Source organism: Paraburkholderia phymatum STM815 (assembly GCF_000020045.1).
Taxonomy (GTDB): Bacteria; Pseudomonadota; Gammaproteobacteria; order Burkholderiales; family Burkholderiaceae; genus Paraburkholderia; species Paraburkholderia phymatum.
Map to the genome: position 1 here is coordinate 853,099 of NC_010625.1, position 25,547 is coordinate 878,645.

At 61.7% G+C, this 25,547-nt stretch carries 20 protein-coding genes and 1 pseudogene; 17 read left to right on the forward strand and 4 right to left on the reverse strand.

Annotated elements, in window-relative coordinates; genetic code table 11:
* Window positions 1–5: 5 nt before the first annotated feature.
* Window positions 6–947 carry a DnaJ C-terminal domain-containing protein gene (locus BPHY_RS31300; RefSeq protein ID WP_012405481.1) on the reverse strand — a complete coding sequence of 314 codons (942 nt, stop codon included), beginning with the start codon at window positions 945–947 and terminating at the stop codon, window positions 6–8.
* Between the two features lie 115 nt (window positions 948–1,062).
* Between BPHY_RS31300 and BPHY_RS31305 the strand changes: the two genes are divergently transcribed.
* The gene (locus BPHY_RS31305) at window positions 1,063–2,676 is read left to right on the forward strand and encodes a phytoene desaturase family protein (protein ID WP_157686873.1); all 1,614 of its coding nucleotides are present in this window, start codon (window positions 1,063–1,065) and stop codon (window positions 2,674–2,676) included.
* A 139-nt stretch (window positions 2,677–2,815) separates the two neighbouring features.
* On the opposite strand, the gene BPHY_RS31310 is transcribed toward BPHY_RS31305, so the two are convergent.
* Complete coding sequence (locus BPHY_RS31310; protein ID WP_012405483.1) at window positions 2,816–3,373, reverse strand: hypothetical protein; 558 nt, start codon at window positions 3,371–3,373, stop codon at window positions 2,816–2,818.
* A gap of 347 nt (window positions 3,374–3,720) precedes the next feature.
* Here BPHY_RS31310 and BPHY_RS31315 point away from each other — a divergent pair, with 347 nt between their 5' ends.
* Window positions 3,721–4,899, forward strand: a complete 1,179-nt coding sequence (locus BPHY_RS31315) for a porin (RefSeq protein WP_012405484.1) — start codon at window positions 3,721–3,723, stop codon at window positions 4,897–4,899.
* A 311-nt stretch (window positions 4,900–5,210) separates the two neighbouring features.
* On the opposite strand, the gene BPHY_RS31320 is transcribed toward BPHY_RS31315, so the two are convergent.
* Complete coding sequence (locus tag BPHY_RS31320) at window positions 5,211–6,104, reverse strand: LysR family transcriptional regulator (protein ID WP_012405485.1); 894 nt, start codon at window positions 6,102–6,104, stop codon at window positions 5,211–5,213.
* A 105-nt stretch (window positions 6,105–6,209) separates the two neighbouring features.
* On the opposite strand from BPHY_RS31320, the gene BPHY_RS31325 reads away from it, so the two are divergent.
* On the forward strand, window positions 6,210–7,331 hold the full coding sequence (locus BPHY_RS31325; RefSeq protein ID WP_012405486.1) for an NADH:flavin oxidoreductase: 1,122 nt from the start codon (window positions 6,210–6,212) through the stop codon (window positions 7,329–7,331).
* 54 nt (window positions 7,332–7,385) lie between these two features.
* On the opposite strand, the gene BPHY_RS31330 is transcribed toward BPHY_RS31325, so the two are convergent.
* Window positions 7,386–8,369, reverse strand: a complete 984-nt coding sequence (locus BPHY_RS31330; RefSeq protein ID WP_012405487.1) for a cupin domain-containing protein — start codon at window positions 8,367–8,369, stop codon at window positions 7,386–7,388.
* Between the two features lie 111 nt (window positions 8,370–8,480).
* Between BPHY_RS31330 and BPHY_RS31335 the strand changes: the two genes are divergently transcribed.
* From BPHY_RS31335 to BPHY_RS31395, 14 genes and pseudogenes are all read left to right on the forward strand, one after another.
* Window positions 8,481–9,020, forward strand: a complete 540-nt coding sequence (locus tag BPHY_RS31335) for a carboxymuconolactone decarboxylase family protein (protein ID WP_012405488.1) — start codon at window positions 8,481–8,483, stop codon at window positions 9,018–9,020.
* A gap of 126 nt (window positions 9,021–9,146) precedes the next feature.
* The gene (locus tag BPHY_RS31340) at window positions 9,147–10,547 is read left to right on the forward strand and encodes an FAD-dependent oxidoreductase (protein WP_012405489.1); all 1,401 of its coding nucleotides are present in this window, start codon (window positions 9,147–9,149) and stop codon (window positions 10,545–10,547) included.
* 198 nt (window positions 10,548–10,745) lie between these two features.
* Window positions 10,746–12,140, forward strand: coding sequence for a PQQ-dependent sugar dehydrogenase (locus tag BPHY_RS31345; protein ID WP_012405490.1), 1,395 nt, complete (start codon window positions 10,746–10,748; stop codon window positions 12,138–12,140).
* 373 nt (window positions 12,141–12,513) lie between these two features.
* A complete protein-coding gene (locus BPHY_RS31350; RefSeq protein ID WP_012405491.1) occupies window positions 12,514–13,371 on the forward strand; it encodes an ABC transporter ATP-binding protein in 858 nt (285 codons plus the stop codon).
* A complete protein-coding gene (locus tag BPHY_RS31355) occupies window positions 13,368–14,186 on the forward strand; it encodes an ABC transporter permease (RefSeq protein WP_012405492.1) in 819 nt (272 codons plus the stop codon). The genes BPHY_RS31350 and BPHY_RS31355 overlap by 4 nt, the downstream gene beginning before the upstream one ends.
* A complete protein-coding gene (locus tag BPHY_RS31360) occupies window positions 14,183–15,160 on the forward strand; it encodes an ABC transporter substrate-binding protein (protein WP_012405493.1) in 978 nt (325 codons plus the stop codon). The genes BPHY_RS31355 and BPHY_RS31360 overlap by 4 nt, the downstream gene beginning before the upstream one ends.
* 78 nt (window positions 15,161–15,238) lie before the next feature.
* On the forward strand, window positions 15,239–16,564 hold the full coding sequence (locus BPHY_RS31365; protein ID WP_041766106.1) for an amidase: 1,326 nt from the start codon (window positions 15,239–15,241) through the stop codon (window positions 16,562–16,564).
* Between the two features lie 56 nt (window positions 16,565–16,620).
* Window positions 16,621–17,286, forward strand: a complete 666-nt coding sequence (locus BPHY_RS31370) for a GntR family transcriptional regulator (protein WP_012405495.1) — start codon at window positions 16,621–16,623, stop codon at window positions 17,284–17,286.
* An 84-nt stretch (window positions 17,287–17,370) separates the two neighbouring features.
* A pseudogene (locus BPHY_RS44295) lies at window positions 17,371–17,576 on the forward strand (phosphatidate cytidylyltransferase); the annotation flags it as partial.
* Window positions 17,577–18,055: 479 nt separating this feature from the next.
* Window positions 18,056–20,923, forward strand: a complete 2,868-nt coding sequence (locus tag BPHY_RS31375; RefSeq protein WP_012405496.1) for an aminotransferase class III-fold pyridoxal phosphate-dependent enzyme — start codon at window positions 18,056–18,058, stop codon at window positions 20,921–20,923.
* Window positions 20,924–20,946: 23 nt separating this feature from the next.
* Window positions 20,947–22,734 (forward strand): fatty acyl-AMP ligase, encoded by a 1,788-nt coding sequence (locus tag BPHY_RS31380; RefSeq protein WP_012405497.1) that lies wholly within the window; start codon window positions 20,947–20,949, stop codon window positions 22,732–22,734.
* Between the two features lie 64 nt (window positions 22,735–22,798).
* Window positions 22,799–24,064 (forward strand): cytochrome P450, encoded by a 1,266-nt coding sequence (locus BPHY_RS31385; RefSeq protein WP_012405498.1) that lies wholly within the window; start codon window positions 22,799–22,801, stop codon window positions 24,062–24,064.
* 13 nt (window positions 24,065–24,077) lie between these two features.
* A complete protein-coding gene (locus BPHY_RS31390; protein ID WP_012405499.1) occupies window positions 24,078–24,722 on the forward strand; it encodes a methyltransferase family protein in 645 nt (214 codons plus the stop codon).
* Window positions 24,673–25,542 carry a glutathione S-transferase family protein gene (locus BPHY_RS31395; RefSeq protein WP_244257778.1) on the forward strand — a complete coding sequence of 290 codons (870 nt, stop codon included), beginning with the start codon at window positions 24,673–24,675 and terminating at the stop codon, window positions 25,540–25,542. The genes BPHY_RS31390 and BPHY_RS31395 overlap by 50 nt, the downstream gene beginning before the upstream one ends.
* Window positions 25,543–25,547: the final 5 nt, after the last annotated feature.

Genomic DNA, 25,547 nt, shown 5'->3' on the forward strand with positions numbered 1-25,547 from the left:
ATGAACTACCCATAAAACCGCGCACGCGGATCGAAGTTGAACGCCTGCCGCATCGTGTCGTAGGCCGCTTTAGCCAACTCACTGTCGGCCGGCGGCAATACAATGTTCAAGATTGCGTACATGTCCCCGGGCGGGCTCCCGGGAATTCCCTTGCCCTTGAGCCGCATACGCGTGCCGCCTGCCGCCCCTTTTGGCACGGTCATTTCCACCCATCCATCGGGCGTCGGCACCGTTACGTGCGTACCAAGTGCTGCTTCCCATGGCGCAACCGGCAACTCAATCGACACATCGGCGCCATCGACGCGAAAACGCGGATGCTCGCGAAACGCGATTTCCAGGTAGAGATCCCCCGGTGAGCCGCCCCCCGCGCCGGTTCCTCCCTGGCCGGCAAGCCGTAGGTGCTGCCCGGCCCGCACGCCTTTCGGAATCGACACGTTCAAGGTGCGTGATTGCAGCGATACATGGCCATGCTCATCGATTACTGGCAACTGCAGAGAAATTGAGCGTTGTGCTCCGCGATAGGCATCCTCGAGATCGATGACCACCTTCGCGTGGTGATCCTCTCCCATCGCCCGCGAAGCCCGACGCCGTGCGTGCGCGGTTCGCGCACCGCCGAACATCGCTTCAAAGAACTCGTTGAGACTGGCATGCGCTGCCCCCTCTTCTCCCGCACCGCTGAATTCGAAACCTTCATCCCAGTTAGGGGGAGGCTGGAAGTCCTCTCCGGTGCGCCAATGCGTGCCCATCCGGTCGTAGGCGGCGCGCTTTTCCGGATCCTTGAGCACCTCATAGGCCTCGCCCAGTTCCTTGAAACGATCCTCCGCGTCGCTGTGCTTGCTGACGTCCGGATGGTACTTGCGCGCGAGCTTCCGATACGCGCGCTTGATGTCCTCCTGAGCGGCCGTACGCTCGAGGCCCAGGATCGCGTAATAGTCCTTGTATTTCATCTGAAAGATACGCCGGTGAGGGATACACGGAAGCGGTCGTCCGGCGAAAGGCACCCGGGTTCGCTGCGCTTGATACAGATCAACAGTAGCACTGAACCGCACCGCACATTAGTCGATGCGTGCGGCCAGCGTCCATAGAAGGTTCCACACACTCTGGCACCCAATACGCTCCGTATACCTCGCAGGAGTCGCAGCCGTGAACCCCGCTCCCCGAAAGGTCGTCATCATCGGCGCCGGCATGGCTGGCATGTGCGCCGCAATCTACGCACGCAAGTGCGGATACCCCGTCACCGTGCTTGAGCAGCACGAACGGCCAGGCGGACTTGCCACCAGCTGGCAACGCGGCGCATATACGTTCGAGGCGTGTCTCCACTGGTTGCTCGGCTCGAATCAGCACGACCCGATGCACGCGTTATGGCGCGAAGTGTTCGATATTGACCGCCTGCATTTCGTCTATCCCGAAGAGTGGATACGCGTCGAAAGCGAAGACAGCGAGCGTCTGTCCATCTACTCGGATCTCGAACGGCTCGAAGCGGAGCTGTTGCGGCATGCACCGCAGGACGAAGTGCAGATCCGCCAGTTCCTGCACGCCGTCCGCAGCCTGTGCCACTGCCCGCTGCCAGCCCTGGGCGGCACCTGGCAGCACCGGTTTGCGACCGGGCTGCCATTGCTGCGCCATGCGCCGCTTCTGAAACGCCTCTCACATATCACATCCGAAGCCTATGGCAAGCGGTTCAGCGATCCGTTGCTGCGCGGCTTCTTCGGTGACGGAGAAAACGCACAACTCGCGGTGCTCGCGCTCGTTTTCGCACTCGCGTGGAACGCCAACGGGAATGCCGGTTACCCGGTGGGCGGCTCGCAAGCTGTGACTGGTTCGATCGCACAGAACCTGCAGGAGATCGGCGGTGTGTTGCGCACAGGCGCGAGCGTAAGGCAGATACTTGTGGCAGACGACACAGCAGTGGGTGTGCTGCTCGACGACGGCGAGCACATCGACGCGGACTGGGTCATCTCAGCCGCTGACGGGCACACGACCATCTTCGGTCTGCTCGATGGGCGATATGTCGGACCACGCATGGCTCACCTGTATCGCACCTACGAGCCGTTCCCCTCGTTTCTGCAGGTGAGCCTCGGCGTGGCACGCGATCTTTCGCAACAGTGCGGATTCGTGATGCGGCTGCTTGACCTACCGCTTATAGTCGACCCGCAAACGACGGTACGTCAAATTGCCTTCCGGCTGTTTCACTACGATCCGACGCTCGCGCCCGTCGGCAAGACCGCCGTGACATGCACCTTGCCGACGCGCAACGTGGAATACTGGTCGTGGTTGAGCGAGCACGACCCGCAAGCATACGAAGCGGAAAAGCGGCGCGTGGCGGACAGCGTGATCGCGCTTTTCGATGCGTGGATACCGGGTGTGCGCGACGCGATAGAAGTGGTCGACGTGTCGACACCCGCTACCGTTATCCGTTGCACGCGCAACTGGCGAGGAAGCATGGAAGGCTGGTTGATCACGCCTCAGACGGGTGTAAGACCACTGCCGCCCACGCTTCCTGGCCTGCGAAGATTCCTGATGATCGGCCAATGGGTTATGCCCGGTGGTGGCCTGCCGTCCGGCCTGATTACAGCGCGGCGCGCGGTCCGCCGCATGTGCCGGCAGGACGGGATCGCTTTCGCGCCAGACGAACACGAGAAGACGACGAACGCAGCCGGCGGCTTGCCGCCGTGACGTAACGCGTCTGCCAAACACGCACAGTCGGCGAAGATTCGTGTCGGATCGGGTATGGCATCGTTCGGCAAGCGCCTCCTGGAAAAGCCGTCCCAGATGTCGCCTCTCTGTGCGGGTTGTTCGAATCCCGCTGGATGCTTTATTCCGGTGGCGGCTCGGCGCTGTTTTCCGGTCCCGACTGCTCTTCTTCCTGAAGCGGCTCGACGCTCACCGCGGCGGGCGGCGGAATGCTCTTGACCGCGACGGGGGACTCGATATTCTGCACGGCGGCCGGCCTGTTACTCCTGACCCCGACGGGAGCCTCAACGATTGGCGCAGGGACGGTGTGCCGGTCGGCGGTCAGGCCTGTACCAACGTTCGAGGTCGTGGTGTTCGCACTCTTAAGGACGCCGCGCGTATCGAACAGGAACACGGCTGCCGAGGAACGCGTGTCGGCACCAGCAACCAGCGCCCCGATGAACGGGATATAGCTCTCGGGGTGCGGCCTCGACGTTACGTAGGTATACACGAGCAGCATCGAGCCGTCGTCCAGCGCGGTCTGCACTGATGCCGGGCCAAGCGCGGCGGTCACTTCCTGGAGCGTCGTCACGCCACGCCTGAAGGTCGCCATCTGTTCAGGCCTCACTTCGACCCCGGCGGACATGCAGCCGGCAAGCAGCACACCGCTTAGCAGCCCGGCTATCAGTCCACGTTTCATGTTGCCCCCGCCCCCGTATCTGTAATTTTAGGACGCCATAGTGCGGCCGCTGAAGGGCATGGTCTGGTGGATACCCTCATCGGGGTCCCGACGAAGTGGGAGCGCCTTTCGCCTGACTATTGCAAAGTATCGGCTCGCAGAACAATGACCTGCGATATGCCTGCCGCAACACCGGGAGCTCTATATCCACACTGTTGCGATCGAGCGACAGGCGCCGCGCGCCGATAGCTTCGGATACCAGATTGCCGTTATCGTCTTATGGGCGACAGCAACTCCTTCGCAGAGAGGACATCGCCGTACGGGGTGGCGTGAAGCGTTTAATGAAACCTTCAACCCTGGAGTGACCAATGAAGAAGACTCTGATTGCCGGTGCGGCGCTGGCTACGTTGGCCGGCGCAGTGCAGGCGCAAAGCAGCGTGACGCTTTATGGTCTGATCGACACAGGCCTCACTTACACCAACAGCCAGATCACCGGCACCGGAGCGGGTGGTCACAGCAATTGGCAGATGACCAGCGGTGGTGTCCAGTACAGTCGCTGGGGTCTGCGCGGAGCGGAAGATCTCGGCGGAGGCTTACGGGCGATTTTCACTCTCGAAAACGGCTTCAACGTGAACAATGGTCAGTTGTCGTCTTCCAATCGGATATTCAACCGCTTGGCCTACGTTGGGGTATCCAGCCGTGACTTTGGCTCGCTGACCCTGGGACGTCAAACCGACGACATGGTTGACTTCCTGGCGCCACTCTCGTTGACCGGGACACAGTATGGCGGGACTCACTTCGCCCATCCGTTCGACGTCGACAACCTGAACGATTCGTTCCAGATCAACAACTCGGTCAAGTATCAAAGTCCGGATTTCGCGGGCTTCAAACTGGGTGCCTTATACGGCTTTTCGAACCAGGCCGGTGGTTTCGCGAACAATCGTGCGTACAGCGTCGGCATGTCTTACATGTGGGGGCCGTTGAACTTCGGCGCCGGGTATCTGCACCTGAACAACTCGGCCCGCACCCCGGCACAGCTCAATACGAACGGGGCAGTCACGGATACCCTTGGGGCCTCTGTCTCTGGCCTTCTGACACCGACTGCCGTGCCGCTCGGTGCACTCGCGAGCCGCCAGCAGACGTGGGGCGGAGGCGTCAACTATGCATTCGGTCCGTTGGTCGCTGGCTTCGTATATACGCAGACGAACCTGACTGAACTTTTCCTGACCGGCTTCAACACCCACTTCCAGAACTATGAAGGAAACGTCCGGTTTGCGCTGACGCCGGCCGTTATGTTGGCGGCAGCGTACACCTACTCCCGCGCCGGTGGAAATGCCGGTGGTGGCGCTCCGCACTGGAATCAGGTAAGCGCGCTCGCCAACTACGCCTTCTCGAAGCGCACGGACGTCTATATCCAAAGCACCTATCAGAGCGTGAGCGCGCGCGCTGGCAATCCGTTGGGTGTCGCCTGGATCAACGGTGTGAGTTCCCCCGCGTCGACATCAAATCAGGTCGAGGCCACCGTCGGCCTACGTCACCGCTTCTGATTCGAAGCTCCCATCCATGGGAGCTCGCATCAGGACGCCAGAGACCGGCCGGTTCGCGGACGGTGAGCGACTGCGCGTAATGGATGGATAAAGACGGGCTGGAGCGTCCGGCGGGACGGGTTACCTCGACGGCAGGCGCCGGATGATACAGGCTGCCAAGCGCGCACTGCGCAGTTGTCCTGCACAAGAAGCCCTTGGCTTTTCCCGTTGGCGAAGACTTGGTCATTTCGCATCCGGGCATTTCCGACGACATCGCACTGGCGTCGTCAGAGCTCATGCTCATCTGCATCGGACAGTCGCCCGTCAAGCCGCTAGCCGCACTTTTGTGCCAGATCTGAGATTTCCTTCTGAAGCGCACCGAGGAAGACGTTCACCCGATTCGGCACATATCGCCGGCTTGGGATGACCGCCCACACTGACAGGTCTTCCATCGCGGCGTCCTCCAGCTGAACCTGCACGAGCGAATGATCGGCCAGTTGCCTGAAGACGTCCCAGGACGTCAGCATTGCGAGCCCGAGTCCCTGCACAGCAGCCGTGCGTGCCGCTTCCACACTGGTCGTGGTGACATACCCTTCAATGCGCTTGCGTATCAGCTTGCCGCCGACAACGAGCGGCCAACTGCCCACCGAGTCGAGTCTGATACAGCGATGCTGGTCCAGTTCCGCCGACGTCGAAGGTCGTCCGTGCTTCTTCAGATACTCGGGCGAAGCACAAATCAGGCGTGGATTCGGAGCGATCTTTCTGGCCACCAGTTCCGAATCTTCCAGCGGTGCAATGCGTATTGCCAGATCCAGCCCCTGCCCCACGATATCGACCTGGCGATCGGAAAGGTCGAGGTCGAGCCGAAGCTCCGGGTTCGCTTCCAGCAGTCCCGGCAGCATCGGCAACACGACCGATTGGCCGAAGCCACTCGGTGCGGTCAAACGCAATATGCCCGATGCAGTGCCCGACGACGGACTCACTTCAGCTCGCGCGCCCGCTTCCGCAGCCACCATCGCCCTCGCGTAAGGAACAAACGCCTCCCCTTCTGCGGTCAAGGTCAGGGAGCGAGTGGTCCGATGAAAGAGGCGCACGCCGAGGTCTTCTTCGAGCGCGGCAATGCGCCGTGAAACCTGCATGGGCACCACGTTCAGCTGGCGAGCCGCCGCTGACAGGCTGCCCGCGGAGGCAACGGCGAGGAAAGTCTGAACGTCTGCGAGGAACATCGTCTATATCCAAAAGTGTTAGGGCGGCTTCACGCGCCGACCTCTGTTTCCTGCTGCTCGCGACGCCTACCATGCAGTCACCTTCTTCACGAGACGAGCAGCGAAATGAGCGACGCAACCTCCCCCATCCTTACTTCGTATAACCGCAACGGCATCGCATTACGCAACCGCATCGCCGTCGCCCCCATGACGCGTATCACGGCCACGGAATACGGCTATCCGACCCAAGCCATGTTCGACTACTACAAGCGCTTCGCGAAAGGTGGTTTCGGCCTGGTAACGACGGAAGGCATCTATACCGACAAGGCGTTCTCGCAAGGATACCGGTTTCAGCCAGGATTGGCCGACGACGAACAGGCGAAGGCATGGTCGACGTTCAATCGCGAGATGCATGAGCATGGGACCCCTGTGTTCGCGCAACTCATGCATGCCGGGGCGTTGAGTCAAGGCAACGTTTATCGAAGCCATACCGTGGGCCCGTCGGCCGTCCGCCCGAAGGGCGAACAGATGAAGTTCTACTTCGGCCAGGGACTCTATGCTGAGCCAAAAGAGATGACAGACGCTGAGATTGATGAGGCTATTCAGGGGTTTGTCGGCGCGGCACGACGTGCCGTGAATATTGCCGGGTTCAAGGGCGTGGAAATTCACGGCGCTAACGGGTATCTCCTCGACCAGTTCCTGACAGCAGGCACTAATCGTCGGACCGACCGTTGGGGCGGCGACACGAAGGCTCGCGTGCAACTGCTCGTCGATGTTGTCGAAGCAGTCAGGCTCGGCATCGGAGATGCTGTACCCGTGGGTATCAGGATTTCACAAGGCAAGGTCAACGATTTCGGTTCCAGGTGGTCGGGTGGCGAGGCGGATGCCGAAGTGATCTTCGGCACACTTGCCGATGCAGGCATCGACTTCCTTCACGTCACGGAGTTCGAGGCCTGGCAGCCGGCCTTCGAAGGCACGCACGATAGCCTCGTGACGCTGGCACACCGTTACGCGCCCGCCGTCACCGTCATCGCAAACGGCGGCTTGCACACGGCTGAGCGTATCAACCACGCGCTGGCCTCCGGTGCGAATCTGGTGACAGTCGGACGCGGCGCGCTGGCGAATCCCGACCTGCCGAAACTGCTCGCAAACAGGCGCGAACCTCGTACATTCGACAGTTCGATCCTTCAACCGATCGCCAGCATCAAGCCCGAAGAACTCGCAATGCAGATAGCCGCTTCAACGTAACGTGTGGTTGCGCGGCAGCGCGCAGCGCAACCGTTCAGCGGAATTCTCCAGCCGTCAGGTTGCAAGCTCCGCATGTTGTTTCTCCCGTTGCGAACGACGCCAGTCCGCTGGCGTCATGCCCAAACGTTGACTGAACGCGCGCCGGAACGCGGCGACGGATTGATAGCCGACTGTCTCGGCCACAACCTCGGTCGAAATGCCTGGTCTTTTCAGTTCGTTGGCCGCCAGCGCCATGCGGATATCGGTCAAGAAATCATTCGGCGAACGACCCAGCTTGTCGTGAAAGTGACGAATCAACGTTGCACGTGACATGCTGCAGAGGTCCGCCAGCACAGGCAGCGTCCATGCTCGTGCAGGGTCGCTGAAGATCGCCGTCAGTGCGGGAAACAGGCGCGGATTGCTTGCCAGCGCGAGCAGCCCGACAGGTGCTTCATCGGACTCGCTGGCCACGCGCATCGTCAGCGCAAACAGCGCCGCCGATAGCGCATTCATCATCGCGTGGCCGCCAAGATTGTCTGCACTGGCCTCTGTTCGCATGAGGGCCACGAGACCGTTCAGCTGCGCGTAGGCCGCACCATCAGCGCCGTGCTTCCCACCGCTCCTGGTCGGCGACGTATGCGTGACAAGCCGTGCGGGCAGATACGCACGGATGAACCCGTCATGTGGCGGCGCCAGAATGATTCGCCCGCAGAGCATGTCGAGACGCGGGCCGGTGCCCTTGTTTTCGCTAATGGTCAGGTTCAGGGCAGCGCGCTCGTGCGCCCGCTTCGGCCGCGCGCCGCTACCGTCGTGAAGCGTGTGGGCAGAGCCGTGCGCCAGCATCACGATGTCGCCGGCGCAAAGGTGCTGCGGATTGCCGGCACCCGGCGTCTCCAGAATGGCCGACCCGCTGAGGATGATGTGATACGGCATCTCGCCCGGGTCCGAATCGCCATAGATCACTTCCCACGGTGCGCCATACGAACAGCGCAATTCGAGTTGACCGTGCACGGTCATCATGCCGAGCAAACGGCTCAGCCAGTCTTGCGAAAGTGGCATCGTGGCTCCATTTGATACTTTAGAGCATGATATTGACATTTAAAGGGCTCAACAAGCTCATTCGCCGAACCTAAAGTGGAGGCTCCTAACCACCACTGAATGAGGTTCAACATGAGTCGCATCGCTATCCCCGCAGTCCAGAACGCAACGGGAGGCACCGCTGAAGTCTACGGACGGGTTCGCAAAATAGCCGGCGGCAGCGTGCCGAATCTGTTCGCGGCGCTCGGCCATCTCGCGCCCGCGATACTGAATGCGGCGCTAGACGCCGAAGGCGCGCTTGCATCGAGCAGTCTGAGCAAACAGGATCTGGAAACCATCAAGCTGCTCGTGAGCGAGCAAACGGGCTGCGACTACTGCGTCGCCGCGCACGTGATGCTGGGCAAGATGACCGGGCTATCGCCCGAAGCGCTCAAACATATTCGTGCGGGTCAGGCGACTGGCGATGTCCGACGCGACGCCCTCATCCGTTTCGTGCTGACCCTGCAGACGACCCGCGGCACGATCGCCGAAAGCGAACTCGCAGCCATTCGCGCCGCAGGCTACAGCGACACGCAACTCGCAGAAATCTCGCTAGCAATCGCCATGACGATTTTTACGAACACCTTCAACCGTATCAACGACACCGACGTCGATTTCCCGCCCGTCAAATAACGTCGCTTTGACGCGCGGACAGGCGGCGCGATGACGTGTCGCCTGCTTCGTACATCTATCGCGCCGACGCCGACGGGCCTATCGCGCTCGTCGCGCACTCACCCTTTAGCTGGATTGGAGAAAGTCATGTCTCAGGTTGAACAGTTCGATACGTTGATTCTCGGTAGTGGCCAGGGCGGCAAGCTGCTGGCCTGGCATCTGGGCCGGTCAGGACAACGCGTGGCCGTGGTCGAGCGGCAATGGGTGGGCGGCTCGTGCCCGGCCGTCGCTTGCCTGCCGAGCAAGAACGAAATCTGGAGCGCGCGCGTGGCTCATCTGGCGCGGCATGCCGCTGACTTCGGCGCGACCACGGGACCTGTCGCCATCGACATGGCAAAGGTTCGCGAACGCAAGCGCGGCATGGTCGAACGCGAAGCCGCATTTCACGTGCAGGCGTATGAATCGAGCGGCGCTGAGCTGGTCATGGGCGTCGGCCGCTTTGTTGGGCCGAAGACCGTCGAGGTGCAACTGAACGACGGCGGCACGCGCACGCTCAGCGGACGCCAGGTCGTGGTCAACGTCGGGACGCACGCGGCGATTCCTGACGTGCCGGGACTGCGCGCTGCCGAGCCGCTGACGCATATCGGCGCGCTGGATCTCGACCGTGCGCCCTCACATCTGATCGTCCTGGGTGGCGGCTATATCGGCGTGGAGATGGCGCAGGCTTACGTGCGCTTCGGTAGTCACGTGACGATCATCGAGCGCAGTACAAGGCTGATGGCCCGCGAAGATGCGGACGTCGGCGCGGAGATGCTGCGCATTCTTCGCGCGGAAGGAATCGATGTCGTGCTGGATGCACGAACAGTCAGCGTCGAGGGACGCTCGGGCACGCAGGTGCGCGTCGTCGTGCGCACGCCTTCGGGTGACCGGACTCTGGATGGAAGCGACATTCTTGTCGCCGCCGGCCGCGTTCCCAACACAGCCAGCATCGGCTTGGAGCACGCAGGTATCCAGCTTGACGAACGTGGATACATTCGCGTGAACGACCGGCTGCAGACCTCGGCACCCGACGTCTGGGCAATTGGCGAAGTCGCGGGCAGTCCGCAATTCACGCACGTATCGGTCGATGACTTCAGAATCGTGCGCGACAACCTCGCGGGCGGCAATCGCGGCACTGGCGATCGCCTGATTCCGTACACGCTGTTCACCGATCCCCCGCTCGCGCGCGTCGGACTGAGCGAAAGCGACGCGCAACGTCAAGGCATCGCCGTTCGTGTCGCAACACTGCCGATGAACAACGTGCTGCGGACGGAAGCGACCGACGAGACGCAGGGTTTCATGAAGGTGCTCGTCAGCGCAAACGACGATCGCATACTCGGCTTCACGATGATCGGCTCAGAAGCTGGAGAAGTGATGGCGGCGATGCAGACAGCGATGCTTGCGGATCTTCCTTACCAGAAACTCCGGGATGCCGTGATCTCCCATCTGACCGTCGCCGAAGGCCTTGGAGCGCTTCTGTCGAGGGTGCCCGAGCGAACCGGCGAGTGAGGGACAGGAAGCCCTCACTCGGCGTCATGGTGCCTGTCCCATACGTGAGCTAAGCGCGTGCCAGCCGCAGCGCATCCTCCCATTCAGCGTGCTTGCCGGCGTGCGACGGCGACGTCACTATTTTGTTCGCCGCCTGTGGGCAAATGGCCTATCTTTGAATGGTTTCGCGATGAATCAATTCGTGAACGGGAGGATAAGATGCCGCACTCTATAGGAGGCTGGCTAAGCCGAAGCCCCGTGGTTGCCGCGCTGGCAGCGTTGCTCATATTGTCGGCTTTCACCGATGAGGCGCGCGCTCAGGCCGCTGCCGTACCCAATGTGACGGCTATCGGGCAGTCGGTTACATGCCAGCCCACGTCCACGACCAGGCCACAGCCGAAGCTTCCCATTGGTTTTACCGAGCAGATCTTATACGCAGGCTGTCTCACTCAGCCGACCGCGATAAGCTTCAACGGAAGCAAGACCAAGGTTTTCGTCGCCGAAAAAGGGGGCAAGGTTTGGAATTGCGATTTGGCGACCCCCACTTGTACGTTGTTCGCCGACCTGGCGAGTGAAGTTTGCAATGATGCCGACCGGGGCCTGCTCGGACTTGCTGTCGACCCGCAGAACGATGGGAACGTCTACGTGCTTTACACGACGCGTCCTGCGACAGGAGCGTGTAGTGGAAACGTCCTTACAGGCGGACAACTTTCGCTGCTAACGGGGTCGGGCGAAAAAAAGATTCTGCCCGCCGCAGGATCCAACAGCCAACCGTGGTGTTTTTACTATACGTCTCACAGCATCGGGGGCTTGGTCTTTGCAGCCGATAACAAGACGCTATATGTCAGTGCCGGCGACGGCGCAAACTTCGAGCAGGTTGACTACGGCCAGTTGGATACCGCTTGCGGCGATGGCACAAATCTGCCGCAGGGGGCGTTTCGCAGTCAGGGCGTGTCGCCCTACAACGATGGCGTGATTCTCAGGGTAACGAACCCGGGCGCGACAACCCAAAGCGTTGCTGTTGTCACAGCCGGCCTGCGCAATCCTTTCCGCTTCGCCAGACTGCCCGGAATGACGGATGAACTGTACATCGGCAATGTGGGTTGGAACCTTTGGGAATCCATCGACCACTTCACCGTCGCCGGCCAGAACTTTGGGTGGCCGTGTTTCGAAGGATGGGCCCCCAACAACAACTTCAGTGCGGCTCCTCAACCCGACTACCAGAAGACCGCATACTGCGCAAGCGTGGGCGGCGTCACTGCCCCGTTCTTTGCGTACGCTCATACGAGTTATGTAACGGCCCAAGACAGCAAAGGACGGACCTGCGGTGGCAAACCTTCCGGCGGTGGGGCTGATCAAAACGGTAGTGTGATCTCCGCACTTGGATTCACTGATGGCACCAGCGCAACCTACCCGTCTGAGTTCCGGAACGCCCTGTACTTTGGCGATCTTCTTCGGAAATGCATCTGGACAATGCAGCCGCCGAACAATACGCCACAGACCTTTGCAAGGGACCTGCAAGGAGGACCGGTGGATTTGAAATCCGGTCCGGCTGGGGACCTCTTCTACGTAGACCTCGTTACCAGTACCGTGAGGCGATTTACGCATAAGTAGGAGGCGAACAACTGAGTGGTGCTTGGCTGGCATTAAACGATTCCTGTGCCTTGCGCGAGTTGTGCGTCTGTTCCGCGTGTCCCGAAACAGACGGACAGCGGCTTCAGACGTTGAAGCCGCCGTTTGAATGCCCGTCGGCTCAGCATCACGAACGACCGGAAGCAGGCAGGTCGGATCAGGCTCACCGTCAGAGAGGAATGCGAGAGCCGGAGTAGCCCTCGCACCGTCCTCGTTCCAAACCACCGCACCAACGTCGGGCAAGGCAATCCCCAATTGCGCGCGCAATTTTTTTCCACTTGCGCCGCACTTTTTTGATTGTGCATGATGCGTTGTGCACAGCACAAACGCAGATCACGTACCGATGGGGATGTCCATGAGTCTTTCTGCCTTTGCCACTGCGCCAGTAGCAGGCGCAATCGATACGACGCGTGAGTCGGATACGGACCACCTGAAGGTCCAGCAGCTTAGCCATTCATTTCGGACTGCAGATGGTGTCGACGTGCCGATCTTCGAGCGCCTCGACTTCAGTGTGAAAAGCGGTGAGATCGTGTCGATCGTCGGTCGCAGCGGCGCCGGCAAGAGCACGCTTTTCAATCTCGTTTCAGGGTTGATCCAGCCACAATCAGGCCACGTCCGCGTGGGTGCGCGCAAGGATGGCAGCGCGGGCCGCATCGCCTACATGCTGCAAAAAGATCTGCTGATGCCGTGGCGCACGGTGTTGCAAAACGCGGTACTTGGCATCGAGCTGTATCGCAAGGTCAAAGCGGCTGATTACGAACGCGCACGTCAGATGCTGTCGCGTTACGGGCTGGGCGCCGTGGCCGACGCTTACCCGCATTCGCTTTCCGGCGGCATGCGCCAGCGCGTGGCGCTGACGCGCACGCTGCTCGTCGATCCCACACTGGTGCTGCTGGACGAGCCGTTTTCAGCGCTTGACTATGAGACCCGGCTGGCACTCGAAGACGATGTGATGGCGCTGCGCGAGCAAAGCGGCACGAGCGTCGTGCTCGTCACGCACGATATCGAAGAAGCAATCGCCGTAAGCGACCGCGTGATCCTCCTCGGCGGCCGTCCCGCGCGCATCGAAGACGACATCGACGTGCGCCTCACCACGCACGGACCGCGCAGCGCAGTATCGGCGCGCGAAGCGCCCGAGTTCCGCACCTTCCATTCGCGCGTCTGGAACGGACTGCGCAGCCATACCATCCAGCACTCGGGAGCCACGGCATGAGCGACGTAGCAATGTCATCCGACGCGCCAGTGCGCCGGCGCACGACGCAACGCCACGCGGCGAGGCTCGGCACCACGGGCGCTGTTGCGTTCATCGTCGTCGCGCTCATCGCGCTGTGGCAGGTAGCCGTCTCGGCTGGCTGGATCAACGGCAAACTGCTGGGCTCGCCAGCGGGTATCTGGCTCGCAGCGCAGCAAGGTCTCAACGGCGGCACGCTGATTAGCGACACGCTCGTCACGCTCTACGAAACCGTACTCGGTCTCGTGGTGGGCAGCGGGCTCGGCATCGCGCTAGGTTTGCTGCTGTGGTTCGTGCCGCGCGTCTCGGGTGTCGCCGAAGGCCTGTCGGTCATTCTGAACAGTATCCCGAAGATCGCGCTCGGACCGCTCATCGTCATCTGGTTCGGCTCGGACATGACGTCGAAAGTGTGGCTCGCCGGTATTTCCACGTTTGCGGTGGCGATGATCTCCTCGTGTGCCGCCGCGCGCGAGGTCGACAAGGACCTGCTCAATCTCTTCCGCTCATTCAATGCAAAGCCTTCGATGATCTTCACCAAGCTGATCCTGCCAGGCGCAATGCCGTGGGTGTTTTCCACGCTGCGCGTCAACATCGGCTTCGCGCTGATCGGCGCGGTGGTGGGCGAGTACATCGCTTCGCAGGCGGGGCTGGGGCACGAAGTGTTCGTCGCTGGGTCGCTGTTCGATCTGAACACCGTGTGGCTCGGCATCATCGTGCTCACGCTGATGGCGACGCTCTTGAGCTGGATCGTTCAATTCACGGAAGCAAAGGTCATTTCATGGAAGGCAAAACGATGAAACGGATGAACGCACGCATGGGCGCGATCGCGGCGGCTGCCGCGATAACGGGGTTCGCGGCGCCGTTGCCTGCGCCGGCGGCCGAACCGGTGACGGTGTATCAGGCATTCCAGTCGATCCAGTATCTGCCGCTCTACGTGGCAATCGACAAGGGCATCTTCTCGAAGAACGGGCTCGACGTGACGAAAGTCACGGCGGGCAGCGGCGCGGCGGGCGTGGCGGCCGTGATCGGCGGCCATGCGGACTTCTCGCTGCAAGACCCGATGACGGCTGTGCTCGCGAACCAGAAGGGCGCGAGCGTCATCAGCGTGGCGAACGTGGTGGCGGGCGTGCCCGTGTGGGTGATCGCGCCGCCGGATGCGGGCGTGCACCAGCCCGGCGACATGTCGAGCAAGAGCGTGGCCGTCGCCCTGCCGCCGTCGACCAGCACCTACCTGTTGCAACGTCTCATCAAGGACCAGAAGATCGAGAAGGTCTCGCTCAATACGGTGCAGCTCGGCACCGAACTCGCGCCCGTCAGCGCGGGCCGCAGCCAGGCCGCGGCCGTCTACGAGCCGCAGGCCGACACGGGCATCGCGCAAGGCTACAAGATCGTCTACGGCTTCCCGAAGGCCTATCCGGGCGGCTACGCATTCTCGACCATCGACACGCTCGCTTCGACGATCAAGGACAAGCCGAAGATGGTCGCCGCCTTCGTGAAGTCGATCGCAGAGGCCGAGGCGCTCATTCACCAGTCGCCGCAGACGGCCAAGGACGTCGCGAAGAGCGAGTTCCCGTCGCTCGATCCGAAGATCGTGGAAGCAGCCGTGGGACGGTTGATCGACCAGAACATCTACGCGCCGACGCCCGATATTTCCGAGCAGGCTTTCCGCAACGCGCTGGATCTGCAGGAGTCGATCGGTAATATCAAGCCGGGCGCGGCCACTTATGCGGGATCCGTCGACAATTCGTTCGCGGCTTCGCTGGCTAAATAAGACACCGCAGTCATAGCCGGCAATCGACCCATGCGTTCGCGCGCGTCCGTGCGCGAACGCTTCGAATGGAACTGCAACATGACCGAAGCCTCGCCGTCGTTCGTGACGGAACTGATCGCGCAACGCGGCAATGTGGCTGCGAGCCGCGCCCGCCTGGACGCGGCCATTGAGCGTGCCAACGCGCTCGAACCCACGCTGCGCGCCTTCACGTACCGCCCGGAATCGTATGTCGAGCCGGATGCGTGCGCGCCCCTCGCGGGCCTGCCCGTTGGTGTGAAGGATCTGATCGACACCGTCGACATGCCGACCGCGTACGGTTCGCCGATCTATCGCGAGCATCGCCCGCAGGCGGATGCCGCCATCGTGACGAAACTGCGCGAATATGGCGCGCTCGTATTCGGCAAGACCGTCACTACGGAATTCGCGTGGCGCCAGCCCGGCCCGACCGTCAATCCGTGGAGCCACGCGCACACGCCTGGCGGCTCGTCGAGCGGCTCTGCGGCCGCCGTGGGCGCCGGCATCGTGCCACTCGCGCTCGGCACGCAAACGGTCGGGTCCGTGATCCGCCCGGCCGCCTATTGCGGCGCGGTCGGCTACAAGCCGAGCTTTGGCAGCATTGCGCGCGATGGCGTACATCCCCTCGCCGCATCGCTCGATCACATCGGCTTTTTCGCGCAGTCGGTGGAAACGGCCGCGCTTGCGCACGCGCTGTTCGTGGCCGGGCGTCCTGACACAATCGAAAGCGCCGCTAACTGGCAGGCATGGTTTGCGCCGCTCGCCGCGCCGCCGCGTCTGGGTATCGTGCGCACGCCCTTCGATGCGCGCCTGCAGGACGCGCAGAAAGCCGACTTCGAAGCAGCGCTTGCGCAGTTGCGCGCTGCTGGCGCAGAGGTGATCGACATTGGATTCCGCGTGGATCTCGCGCGGATCGTCGACGCGCTGCAGGTGATCCTGCGCGTGGAGGCGTGGCACGCAATGGGCCCGGTGTCGGAGTATCACCGCGCGCAACTCAGCCATCACATGCAGGCGCTGATCGATGAAGGCGCGGCGATGCCCGAGGCGCGCTACCGCGATGCGCTGGCGTTGCAGTCCGCACTACGCGCCGAATCGGCGGCGCTGCTCGCGGGCTGCGACGCGCTCGTCAGCGTGCCGGCGACGGGCGCGGCACCTGAAGGTCTCGACGATACGGGCGACCCGGTCTTCTGCGCGCCGTGGAGCCTGCTCGGGGTGCCTGCGCTGACGGTGCCGTCGGGCTGGACAGCACAGGGCTTGCCACTGGGATTCCAGATCGTCGGCGCATACGGCGAGGATCTGGCGACGCTGCGCACGGCGGCGTGGGTGGAAGGCGCGATCGGCGCGAGGCGCGACCTCGCGCTCGATGCATACGGCGAATCCGCCGCCTGATCGTACGCACAGACGCGCAACAACGGGTACCGACCAGATCACGAGCAGGAGACGCCATGGGCAAGCCGTATCGCACGATTCAGGAGTATGTATTGGGTACGCTGCGCGCGGAGATCCTGCAAGGCGTGTATGCGGCGGGCACGCGGCTGCGCCAGGAAGAAGTCGCGAAGCGTCTCGGTGTCAGCACGACGCCCGTGCGCGAGGCATTTCGCGATCTGCGCGCGGAAGGACTCGTCGCGATCGATCCAAACAAGGGCGTTGAAGTGCGCGGCCTGACCGCGGACGACGTCAGTGAGATCTACGAATTGCGCATGATGCTCGAACCGATGCTTGCGGAGCGCGCGTGTCTGAACGCGAGCCCCGCTCAGCTCGAAGCGGCGAGCGCGCGCCATGAAGCGATGAGCGCGGTCGCGCCCACTTCGGAGCAATGGACGCTGCTCAACGAGGAGTTCCATCACGCGCTGATGCAAAGCGAAGCCAGCACGCGGCTATTCGAGGTCGTGCGCGGGCTGTCGCTGCTCGCAAGGCCCTATGTCTCGCTGTCCATGTATGTACAGCCAGGTATCATGGCGAGCAACAACGAAGAGCATGCACAGTTGCTGGCGGCGTGGCGCGCTCGCGACACGCACGCAGTGCGCGAGCAGACGCGCGTGCATCTGCTCAATACGCGCGATGCGATCGTCGCATGCGTCGACCAGTCGGCGCGCGCGCTGGCCGCATGAACTGCGGCCTGTTCACCGCGTGAGCGCCACATCCCCCCGTACGCCGATCACGACCCGAATGCTCCTGTCTTAGCTGACGTTGCGCAAATTGTCACGCTGACACCCACGACGGCGAGCGACCACGCGGCCCGCTTCATTGCGTTCTTCATCGCGATTCCCGTGCAGTACTTGCTGCTCGGCATCGACTGGTACGGTCCGTATTCGATCTTTGAACCGGCGCACCTTTATTTGCGTTGTCGCTCGTGTCGGCGCTCACGCAGGACACGGGCGAATTTTTGAGTCGCTCGTCGTGCAGATTAGCGACGTGCTCCAGTACTTGGCCGGCAAACTGTTAGTTTTTATGCTCAGGCGTTTATCGAAAGCAAAATGAAATAATTTGCCAATACTGGGCTGTCATATTTGTGAAACCACGGTTCTTAATATGCCGGATAATTATCTTAATAAATAGATGCGACATCTTGTACCTCGATTATCAATAGAAAACTGGCATCATATCTTTCGAGCTTACGATTTACCGACCGCCAAGTCACTTCAAGTTATTCAATTGCATTGCGAATCACAATTACGCCAATATGAGTCCCACTCCAAACTCACTAATAAATAAACTTTCCCATAAGCCTTGCGCGATAGTCCGCCGTCATGGTCCGCTGAGCGATAACAGAACCCAGAGAGGCTGGAACATTTTTGCCGGTTAGTGTCGCTATGTCGATCAACGCAATCCGCAGGCGGAGGCACCCTTCTGCCAAAGCCTTTATGCAACGGGGTCCATATGAGTAAAAAGACAGAAGCACAAATTCGCGATTGGCTCGTCCAATATGCGAACACCATAGGCTTGGGAAATTGGCGCGGAAATAACATCAGTCTCGTGGATCTGGGCATTGATTCGATTTCGTCGGCCGAATTACTTTCGTCACTGGAAATCTGGATGGGTGTTTCCGTACCAGTCGATCTGCTCGATAACGTCGTCGAGACGTCGGAACTCATTTCCGTGATAATGGCGCTGCAATCCACCTCCCGAATGGAATCTGCTCGTGGTCGCCCATACGAGTCATCTGTCAATCCGTGGCTTACGGCAAAACTCAAACAATTAAAAATCGATAGAACATTCACCGACTCCCGGGGAATGTGGCTCTACGATGAGCACGGCGAGCGTTATCTCGACTTTATGGCGCAATACGGCGCTTTGCCATTCGGACATCACCCGGCACAGATATGGTCTGCCATAGAATCGTTGCGAGACGACAGGGAACCGAACTTCGCGCAGCCGTCCTTACTGAAATCCGCCGGGGCGCTCGCGCAACGTCTGCTCGAACTCGCGCCTGCCGGTCTCGACTACGTGACGTTCACGAACAGCGGCGCCGAGTCCATCGAAGCCGCGCTCAAGATGGCGCGCCACGCAACGGGGCGCCAGGCGGTGCTGTCCACACGCAACAGCTTTCACGGCAAAACCTTTGGGGCGCTGTCGGCGACAGGAAAGCCCGATTATCAGGTCCATTTTGGTTTGCCACTTGCGGGTTTCGACTACGTCGAATACGGCTGCGTCGATTCGCTACGCGAGGCCCTGGAATCCGGCAGGGTGCCTTACGCCGCGTTCGTCGTAGAACCGATTCAGGGCGAGGGCGGCGTGCACGTGCCGCCGGCCGGGTATCTGCGCGAAGCCGAGGCGTTGTGCCGCCGCAATGGTGTAGTGTTCATCGTCGATGAAGTGCAAACTGGGCTTGGCCGCACCGGCGCCCTGTTTGCCTGCGACGATGAAGACATCCGCCCGGACATCTTGACGCTGTCCAAGGCGCTAGGCGGCGGTCTCGTGCCGATAGGTGCCGTGCTGTGCTCCGCGAGCGTCTACACCGAGAAGTTCGCCCTCAAGCATTCTTCGACTTTTGCGGGAAACGCCTTGGCGGCTCGCGCGGGACTCGCAACACTCGACCTTCTGACGCGCGACAACCGGAGTCTGCTCGCGCATGTGCGCACCGAGGGTGCATACCTTAGGGCGGGGCTCGACACCTTGCAGGCGCGCCATCCGAATCTGATCGAACAGGTGCGAGGCCGCGGGTTCATGCTTGGCCTTCGCTTCACCACCGACCGCAGCGAGTGGAACGAAAACTTTCTTGGCATCGCGGCGGAGGAACGCGAACTGGCACAGTTCGTTGCAAGCTACCTTTTGAACGTCGAACGCGTGCGTGTGGCGCCTACGTTGAACCGCGGCGACGTGCTGCGACTGCAACCGCCGTTGATTGCGTCGCGTGAGCATTCCGACCTTGCGCTCGAAGCGCTGGCGCGCACGCTCGACGTACTCTCCGGGCGGAACACGGGACGCTTCTACCGCGCCATTCTCAGGCGCGAGCGACCAGCGATCAGGCCGGATGACGAGGTTCCGAAAAGTGCCGCGCCCGTCACCGCGCACACACCTGTAGACGATTCTGGCGCACATCGCTTCGCCTTTTTGCTTCACCCGCTCGACGCCCAAAGCTACGCGGACTACGACGCCACGCTCAGTTGTCTCGATCCGCGCGAGTTGGCTGAGTTCGAGGCGACCATCGACGGGCTCATCGACCCCGTCGTCGGCAGCAGCGTCCGGATCGTGTCGCGCACAGGGGCGGCGGCGGTCGGTGACTTCATCATGATCAGTCATACGGCGGCCCAGTTGCGCACACTCGCGCAACGCGACGCGCTGGCCGTCCTGCAGCGAGCGCTCACGCTGGCCAAGGCTCGCGGCGCGCGCATCGTGGGGCTGGGTGCTTATACGTCGGTGGTCAGCGGCGGTGGTTTGCTGCTGGCCGATGACACCGTCGCGCTCACTTCCGGCAACTCATACACGGTCGTGGCCGGCATCGAAGCGGTTGACCTCGCCATGACGCGCGCCGAGCGCTCATGGGAGGGTAGTGCCGCTGCCGTCGCGGGCGCCGCCGGGGCCATCGGCTCGTGCATGACCATTCTGCTCTCGTTGCGCGCGTCGAGACTCGTGCTCGTAGGCAACCCCGCGCACGAAGCGGCGACAGGCAAGGCGCGGCTGCTCAGAGTCGTACAGGCGATCGTCGAACACGCGCTTTCTACACAAGCCGACGCGCTACCGGGCTCCGTCGCGGCACACATCCGCGCCTTGGCGCACCAGGGATCCAACCCAGGCTTGCTGGCCGAGCGGGTCGTCGAAGAAGGGGCCGTGGTGTTATCCGATAGCACGTCCGCCCTGGCACTCGCCGATGTGATCGTGACCGCTACGAGTTTTCCGCGCAATTCCGTCGATGCCAACTTGTTGCGCCCCGGTGCCATCGTCTGCGACATTTCGCGGCCGAGGTCGCTCAGCGCGTCTGCTGCCCTGACGCGGCCAGATGTCCTCGTCATCGACGGCGGCATCGTATCGGTTCCCGGCGGCGTGCGAATCGGACCCTATGGTCTCAAACCTGGGACGTCTTTTGCATGCATGGCCGAAACGATGCTGCTCGCGCTCGAAGGGCGCTTCGAACACACAAGCATCGGCCACGCGCTCGACATGCGCGAGATCACTCGTCAGCAGGTGTCGGCAAGGAAGCACGGATTCGGGCTCGCGCAATTGCAAAGCTTCGGCCAGCCCCTGACCGACTCGGACTGGCAGCGTTTTGTGGAAGCTGGCGCGAACGCTGCGCCCGAGTCCGTGTAACCGCCTCTGCTCTCGAAATCATCATGACTCAAATCGCACCTATTCAACTTCGGGTTCCCGCTTGGCCCTATGCCTGCGAGAGCCTTGTCGAAGTCACGCGTCGTCGTGCCGAAGCGGACACAATCGAACCCGCATTCACGTTTATCGATTACACGGGCATGCAGCCTGAAGATCACGTCATTACGAATCGTCAACTGGACCTGCGCGCAAGGCAGATTGCGGCGCTGCTTCAAACGCGTGCACATGCGGGCGACCGGGTACTCCTGCTCTTTTCGGCGGGAATCGACTATCTGTGTGCGCTCTTCGGTTGCTTCTATGCGGGAATGGTTGCAGTGCCCGCCTACCCGCCGCTGAATCCGCGGCTGCGCGAAAGGCTCGCCGCGGTGTCCGAAGACTGCACCGCGACTGTGGCGCTCACGACGCAGAACATACTCGACCAGTTGCACGACGCGGCGCCGTTGCCGCCCTCATTGGCACGACTAAACTGGATGCCCATCGGTACTCCCCTCGATGCGCTGGAGAGGGCGTGGCGCGCACCGCGCGCCGACCGCGAATCTCTGGCAATCCTGCAATACACGTCAGGGTCGACGGGTACGCCGAAGGGCGTGATGGTGACGCACGGCAATCTGCTCAGCAACACTGCGGCGATTGCGCTGCATCTGCAGTTTGCGCCCGACGACCATCATCTGACCTGGCTGCCGCCCTATCACGACATGGGGCTGATGGGCGCGATCCTCGGTTCGTTCTGCGCGGGCGTGCCTGTTTCATTCATGGCGCCTGCGGCCTTTCTGCGACGTCCCGAGCGATGGCTTACCGAGATCTCGAAGCGGCGCTGCACGGTAAGCGGCGCGCCAAATTTCGCGTACGAGCTTTGCTTCAGCAAGATCCGACCAGAGGTGCTCGAGACGCTCGATCTTTCGAGTTGGTCGCTCGCCTATTCCGGCGCGGAGCCCGTACAAGCCGATACGCTAACGCGGTTCACGGCACGCTTCGGGCGCTGCGGCTTTCGACATGAAGCGTTCTATCCCTGCTACGGCATGGCGGAAACGACGTTATTCGTCACCGGCAAACGCCGCGAAGCGCCGCCGCGTGTGCTGCGTATAGATGGTCCCCGGTTCGCCGCCGGCCAGTGTCATCCGCTGGGAGGTGCGGGCAATAGCGGCATGGCGGTGCGAGAGGTCGTCAGTTGCGGCATCGTCGCGACGGGTCACGACGTGGCCGTCGTTGATCCGAACTCGGGCAAGCCGCTCGCTGACGGCAACGTCGGCGAAATCTGGGTCTCCGGGGCATCCGTCGCGAATGGATACTGGCGGCGGCCGGAAGCGACCAACGAGGTTTTCCATGCGCGTTTGCCCGGCCGTCCCGATGACTATCTGCGCACGGGTGATCTCGGTTTCATACTGAACGGCGAACTCTTCGTGAGCGGCCGGTTGAAGGACGTGATCATCGTCCATGGTGTCAACCATTATCCCCACGACATCGAAAGCACGGTCGATCACTGCGATCCCGCCATCCGACGCGGCTGCGGCATTGCGTTTTCGATCCCTGCCGGCAGCGAAGAAGGTCTTGTGTTCGTACAGGAAATCACGCGTGCGGATCTCGCGCGCGCCGATCACTTCTTCGAGCAAATCCGACGCTCGATTTATGAGCACCACGGCCTTCGTGCCGCGTCTATCGCGCTGATCGAAAGCGGCAGCATTCCGAAAACAACCAGCGGCAAGCTGGCCCGACGTCCGTGTCGCGCGTTCTTCCTGGAGAAGCGTCTCTCATTGCTTGCGCGCTGGGAGAATCCTCTTGTCGCCCGGATATAAAAGTACCGCGTCCGTCCCTGACCGGACGTGCTTGTTGAAGTCATTCATTCCGCAGGAGTTCGAAATGTACAATGTTGCCGATTCCTCACGTTCCGCGTCCCCAACGCTTCCCGCCGCCGGATTTTCGCCCTCGTATGATCCACTGATCCCCCACCCGGAGCACGTCAAAGACCCGTATCGCGTCTATGCGGAACTACGCTCGAATGCGCCTCTGTATCGCTCGCCGCACGGCGTATGGATCGCCAGCGGTTACGAAGAAGTATCCACGATGCTTAAAAGCCCCGACTTCGGCCGCGGCTACTTCTACTTCGATAACATGGCGAAACGGCTTGGCGAGGCCATGGTCTCGCAGCCGGTCTACGCGTCCGCGCGCGAGATGATGGTAATGAAAGACGGCCCCGATCATCTGCGATTGCGCGGACTCGTCGCCCATTTCTTTTCTCACCGCAATGTCGAAGCGCTACGGCCCTTCATGCGAAGCGTGATGGAGGGGCTTATCGATAAAGCGCTCGAGAAGTCGTCGTTCGATGTCATGACAGACATCGCCTTTCCCCTGCCAAGCGCCGTCATCTGCCGCCTCGTCGGCCTTCCCGAAGCGGACTGGCCGCGTTTCCGTCAACGCAGCACGAACGGCTCGCGCGCGCTCGAGCCAGCGCCCCTGAGTCCGCTGGAACTTGCGGAGCAGAACCACGCCGTTGAAGAAGCGAGAGACTACTTCTCCTGGCTGATCGAATTGCGCAAGCGCGAACCCGGCGACGACCTCGCAACGCTGCTCGTCAACGCCGAGGCAGCGGGACAGGCGAGTCGCGAAGAGGTGATCGAGAACCTGCGCATGATGTTCGTCGGCGGCCAGGAAACTACCGTCAACACGATCGGCAACGGTTTGCTCGCGCTTCATCGCCATCCCGATCAGCTCCAGGCGTTGAAGAGCGACCGTGCGCTGATACCGGACGCCGTCACGGAGATCGTGCGGTACGACTCCGCCGTGCAGATCACGCCACGCCAGGCGCGCTGCGACATGGAAATGTGCGGCGCCGCGATCACGGCCGGCGACACGATCCTATGCGTCGTGGCCTCGGCCAACCGCGACGAACGCGCCTGGGTCCAGGCCGACCGCTTCGACATCTCGCGCAAACGGAACTATCCGCTGTCGTTTGGCGGCGGTCCACACTATTGCCTCGGTGCGCAACTCGGCATGGTCGAAACCGAAGTGGCGCTGGCCGCGTTGCTCGACCGCATGCCAAATCTCGCACTCGACATCGCCGATCCGCGATGGCTGCCTGGGACCGTCGTATTTCGCGGTCTTCAGTCGCTTCCCGCGCACGCTTAAGTGAGGATGACGCATGATACGCAAGCTATTGACCGTGCTGGTCGCTGCATTCGTCATCTTTGCTGCGCCGTCACTGCTTCTGTATGCGGACGCGCTATCTCATTCAAAGTGGTGGGCGGTGGTCGCGGTCTGCGTTCTGGGATCGCTCACCCAACCAGCCTATTCTCCCCTCGACCGGCGTGCACCAGCCGAAGACCGTGGCACCGCCAACCAGCTCGTCTGGACAGTCTACCTCTGTCTGATCGGCGGGGTGCTCGAGTCGCTGACGCTACGTATGCCCGTTGCGCTTAGCTGGACCTGGCTGTCGTCCATCGAGCTTGCGATTGCGCTTGCAGGAACCCTGCTGCGCGCGTGGGCCGTGGCGCGGCTTGGGCATTTTTTTACATGGCATGTCCGCGTCCAGTCGGGCCAGTCCGTTATCCGCACGGGTCCATACCGGCTCGTGCGCCATCCGTCCTATACAGGCGCGTGGCTCCTGTATGTCGGCGTGCTATTGGCCATCGATGCCTGGGTTTGTGGGAGTCTCATGGGCATATTGCTGTTCTGCGGCTTTGCGCGTCGCATCCGCTACGAGGAAATGCTTATGCGGCAGACCTTTGGCGACGAATATGTCGCGTACTGCCTTCGTGTCAAACGTCTCGTTCCTTTCATGTGGTAATAGAGAGACTCAAATCATGTTATTTCTTCATCACTCACCTGTTTCGGTATCCTCACAAAAAGTGCGCATGGCGCTGGCTGAGAAAGGCCTCGAATGGACCGACTGCATCGTCGATCTGCTAACCGGCGAGCACTGCCAACCGGCGTTCCGGCATCTGAACGAATGGGCCGAGGTGCCCGTGCTCATGCACGGTGACATGACGCTCGTGGACTCGTGGCTGATCTGCGAATACCTGGACGACGTCGTCCCGCAAACGCCGTTGATGCCCGCTACGCCACATGATCGTTACTTGGCGCGGCACTGGAACCTTTGGATCGAGCGCGAGGTACACGAAGCCACGGGCATGTTGACCTACGCTGTCATGGGCCAGCCACTGCTTGCCCAGCTCGACGCGCAACGGATCGCCGTTTTGCTTGACGCGATTCCTGATGTACGAGTTCGCGCCTGGCGAGCGACGGTACTCGAAAAGGGCCTCGACGCGCCGGGGCTAGCCGATGCGGTCCTCAAGATTCGCCGCTTCGTGCAGCGCATGGAGTCCATGCTCGACGGCCCGCACGGATGGCTCGCTGGAAACGCGTTCAGCCTCGCGGACGTCGCCGCATTACCTTACCTGATGCGCGCGGAGCATTTGGGGCTCGGCTCCCTCATGACGTTCGAGGATCACCCGCTCGTGCGGTCGTGGTATCTGCGGATGCAAAGCCGGCCGTCAATGCAACCTTCCCTTGTTCGCTACTTCGACGCCGACACACAGGCGCTGATGATGCGACTGGTCGTGGATGCGCAGCCGAAGCTCGAAGCGCTCGTGCGCGCAACAGCCTGAGGTGC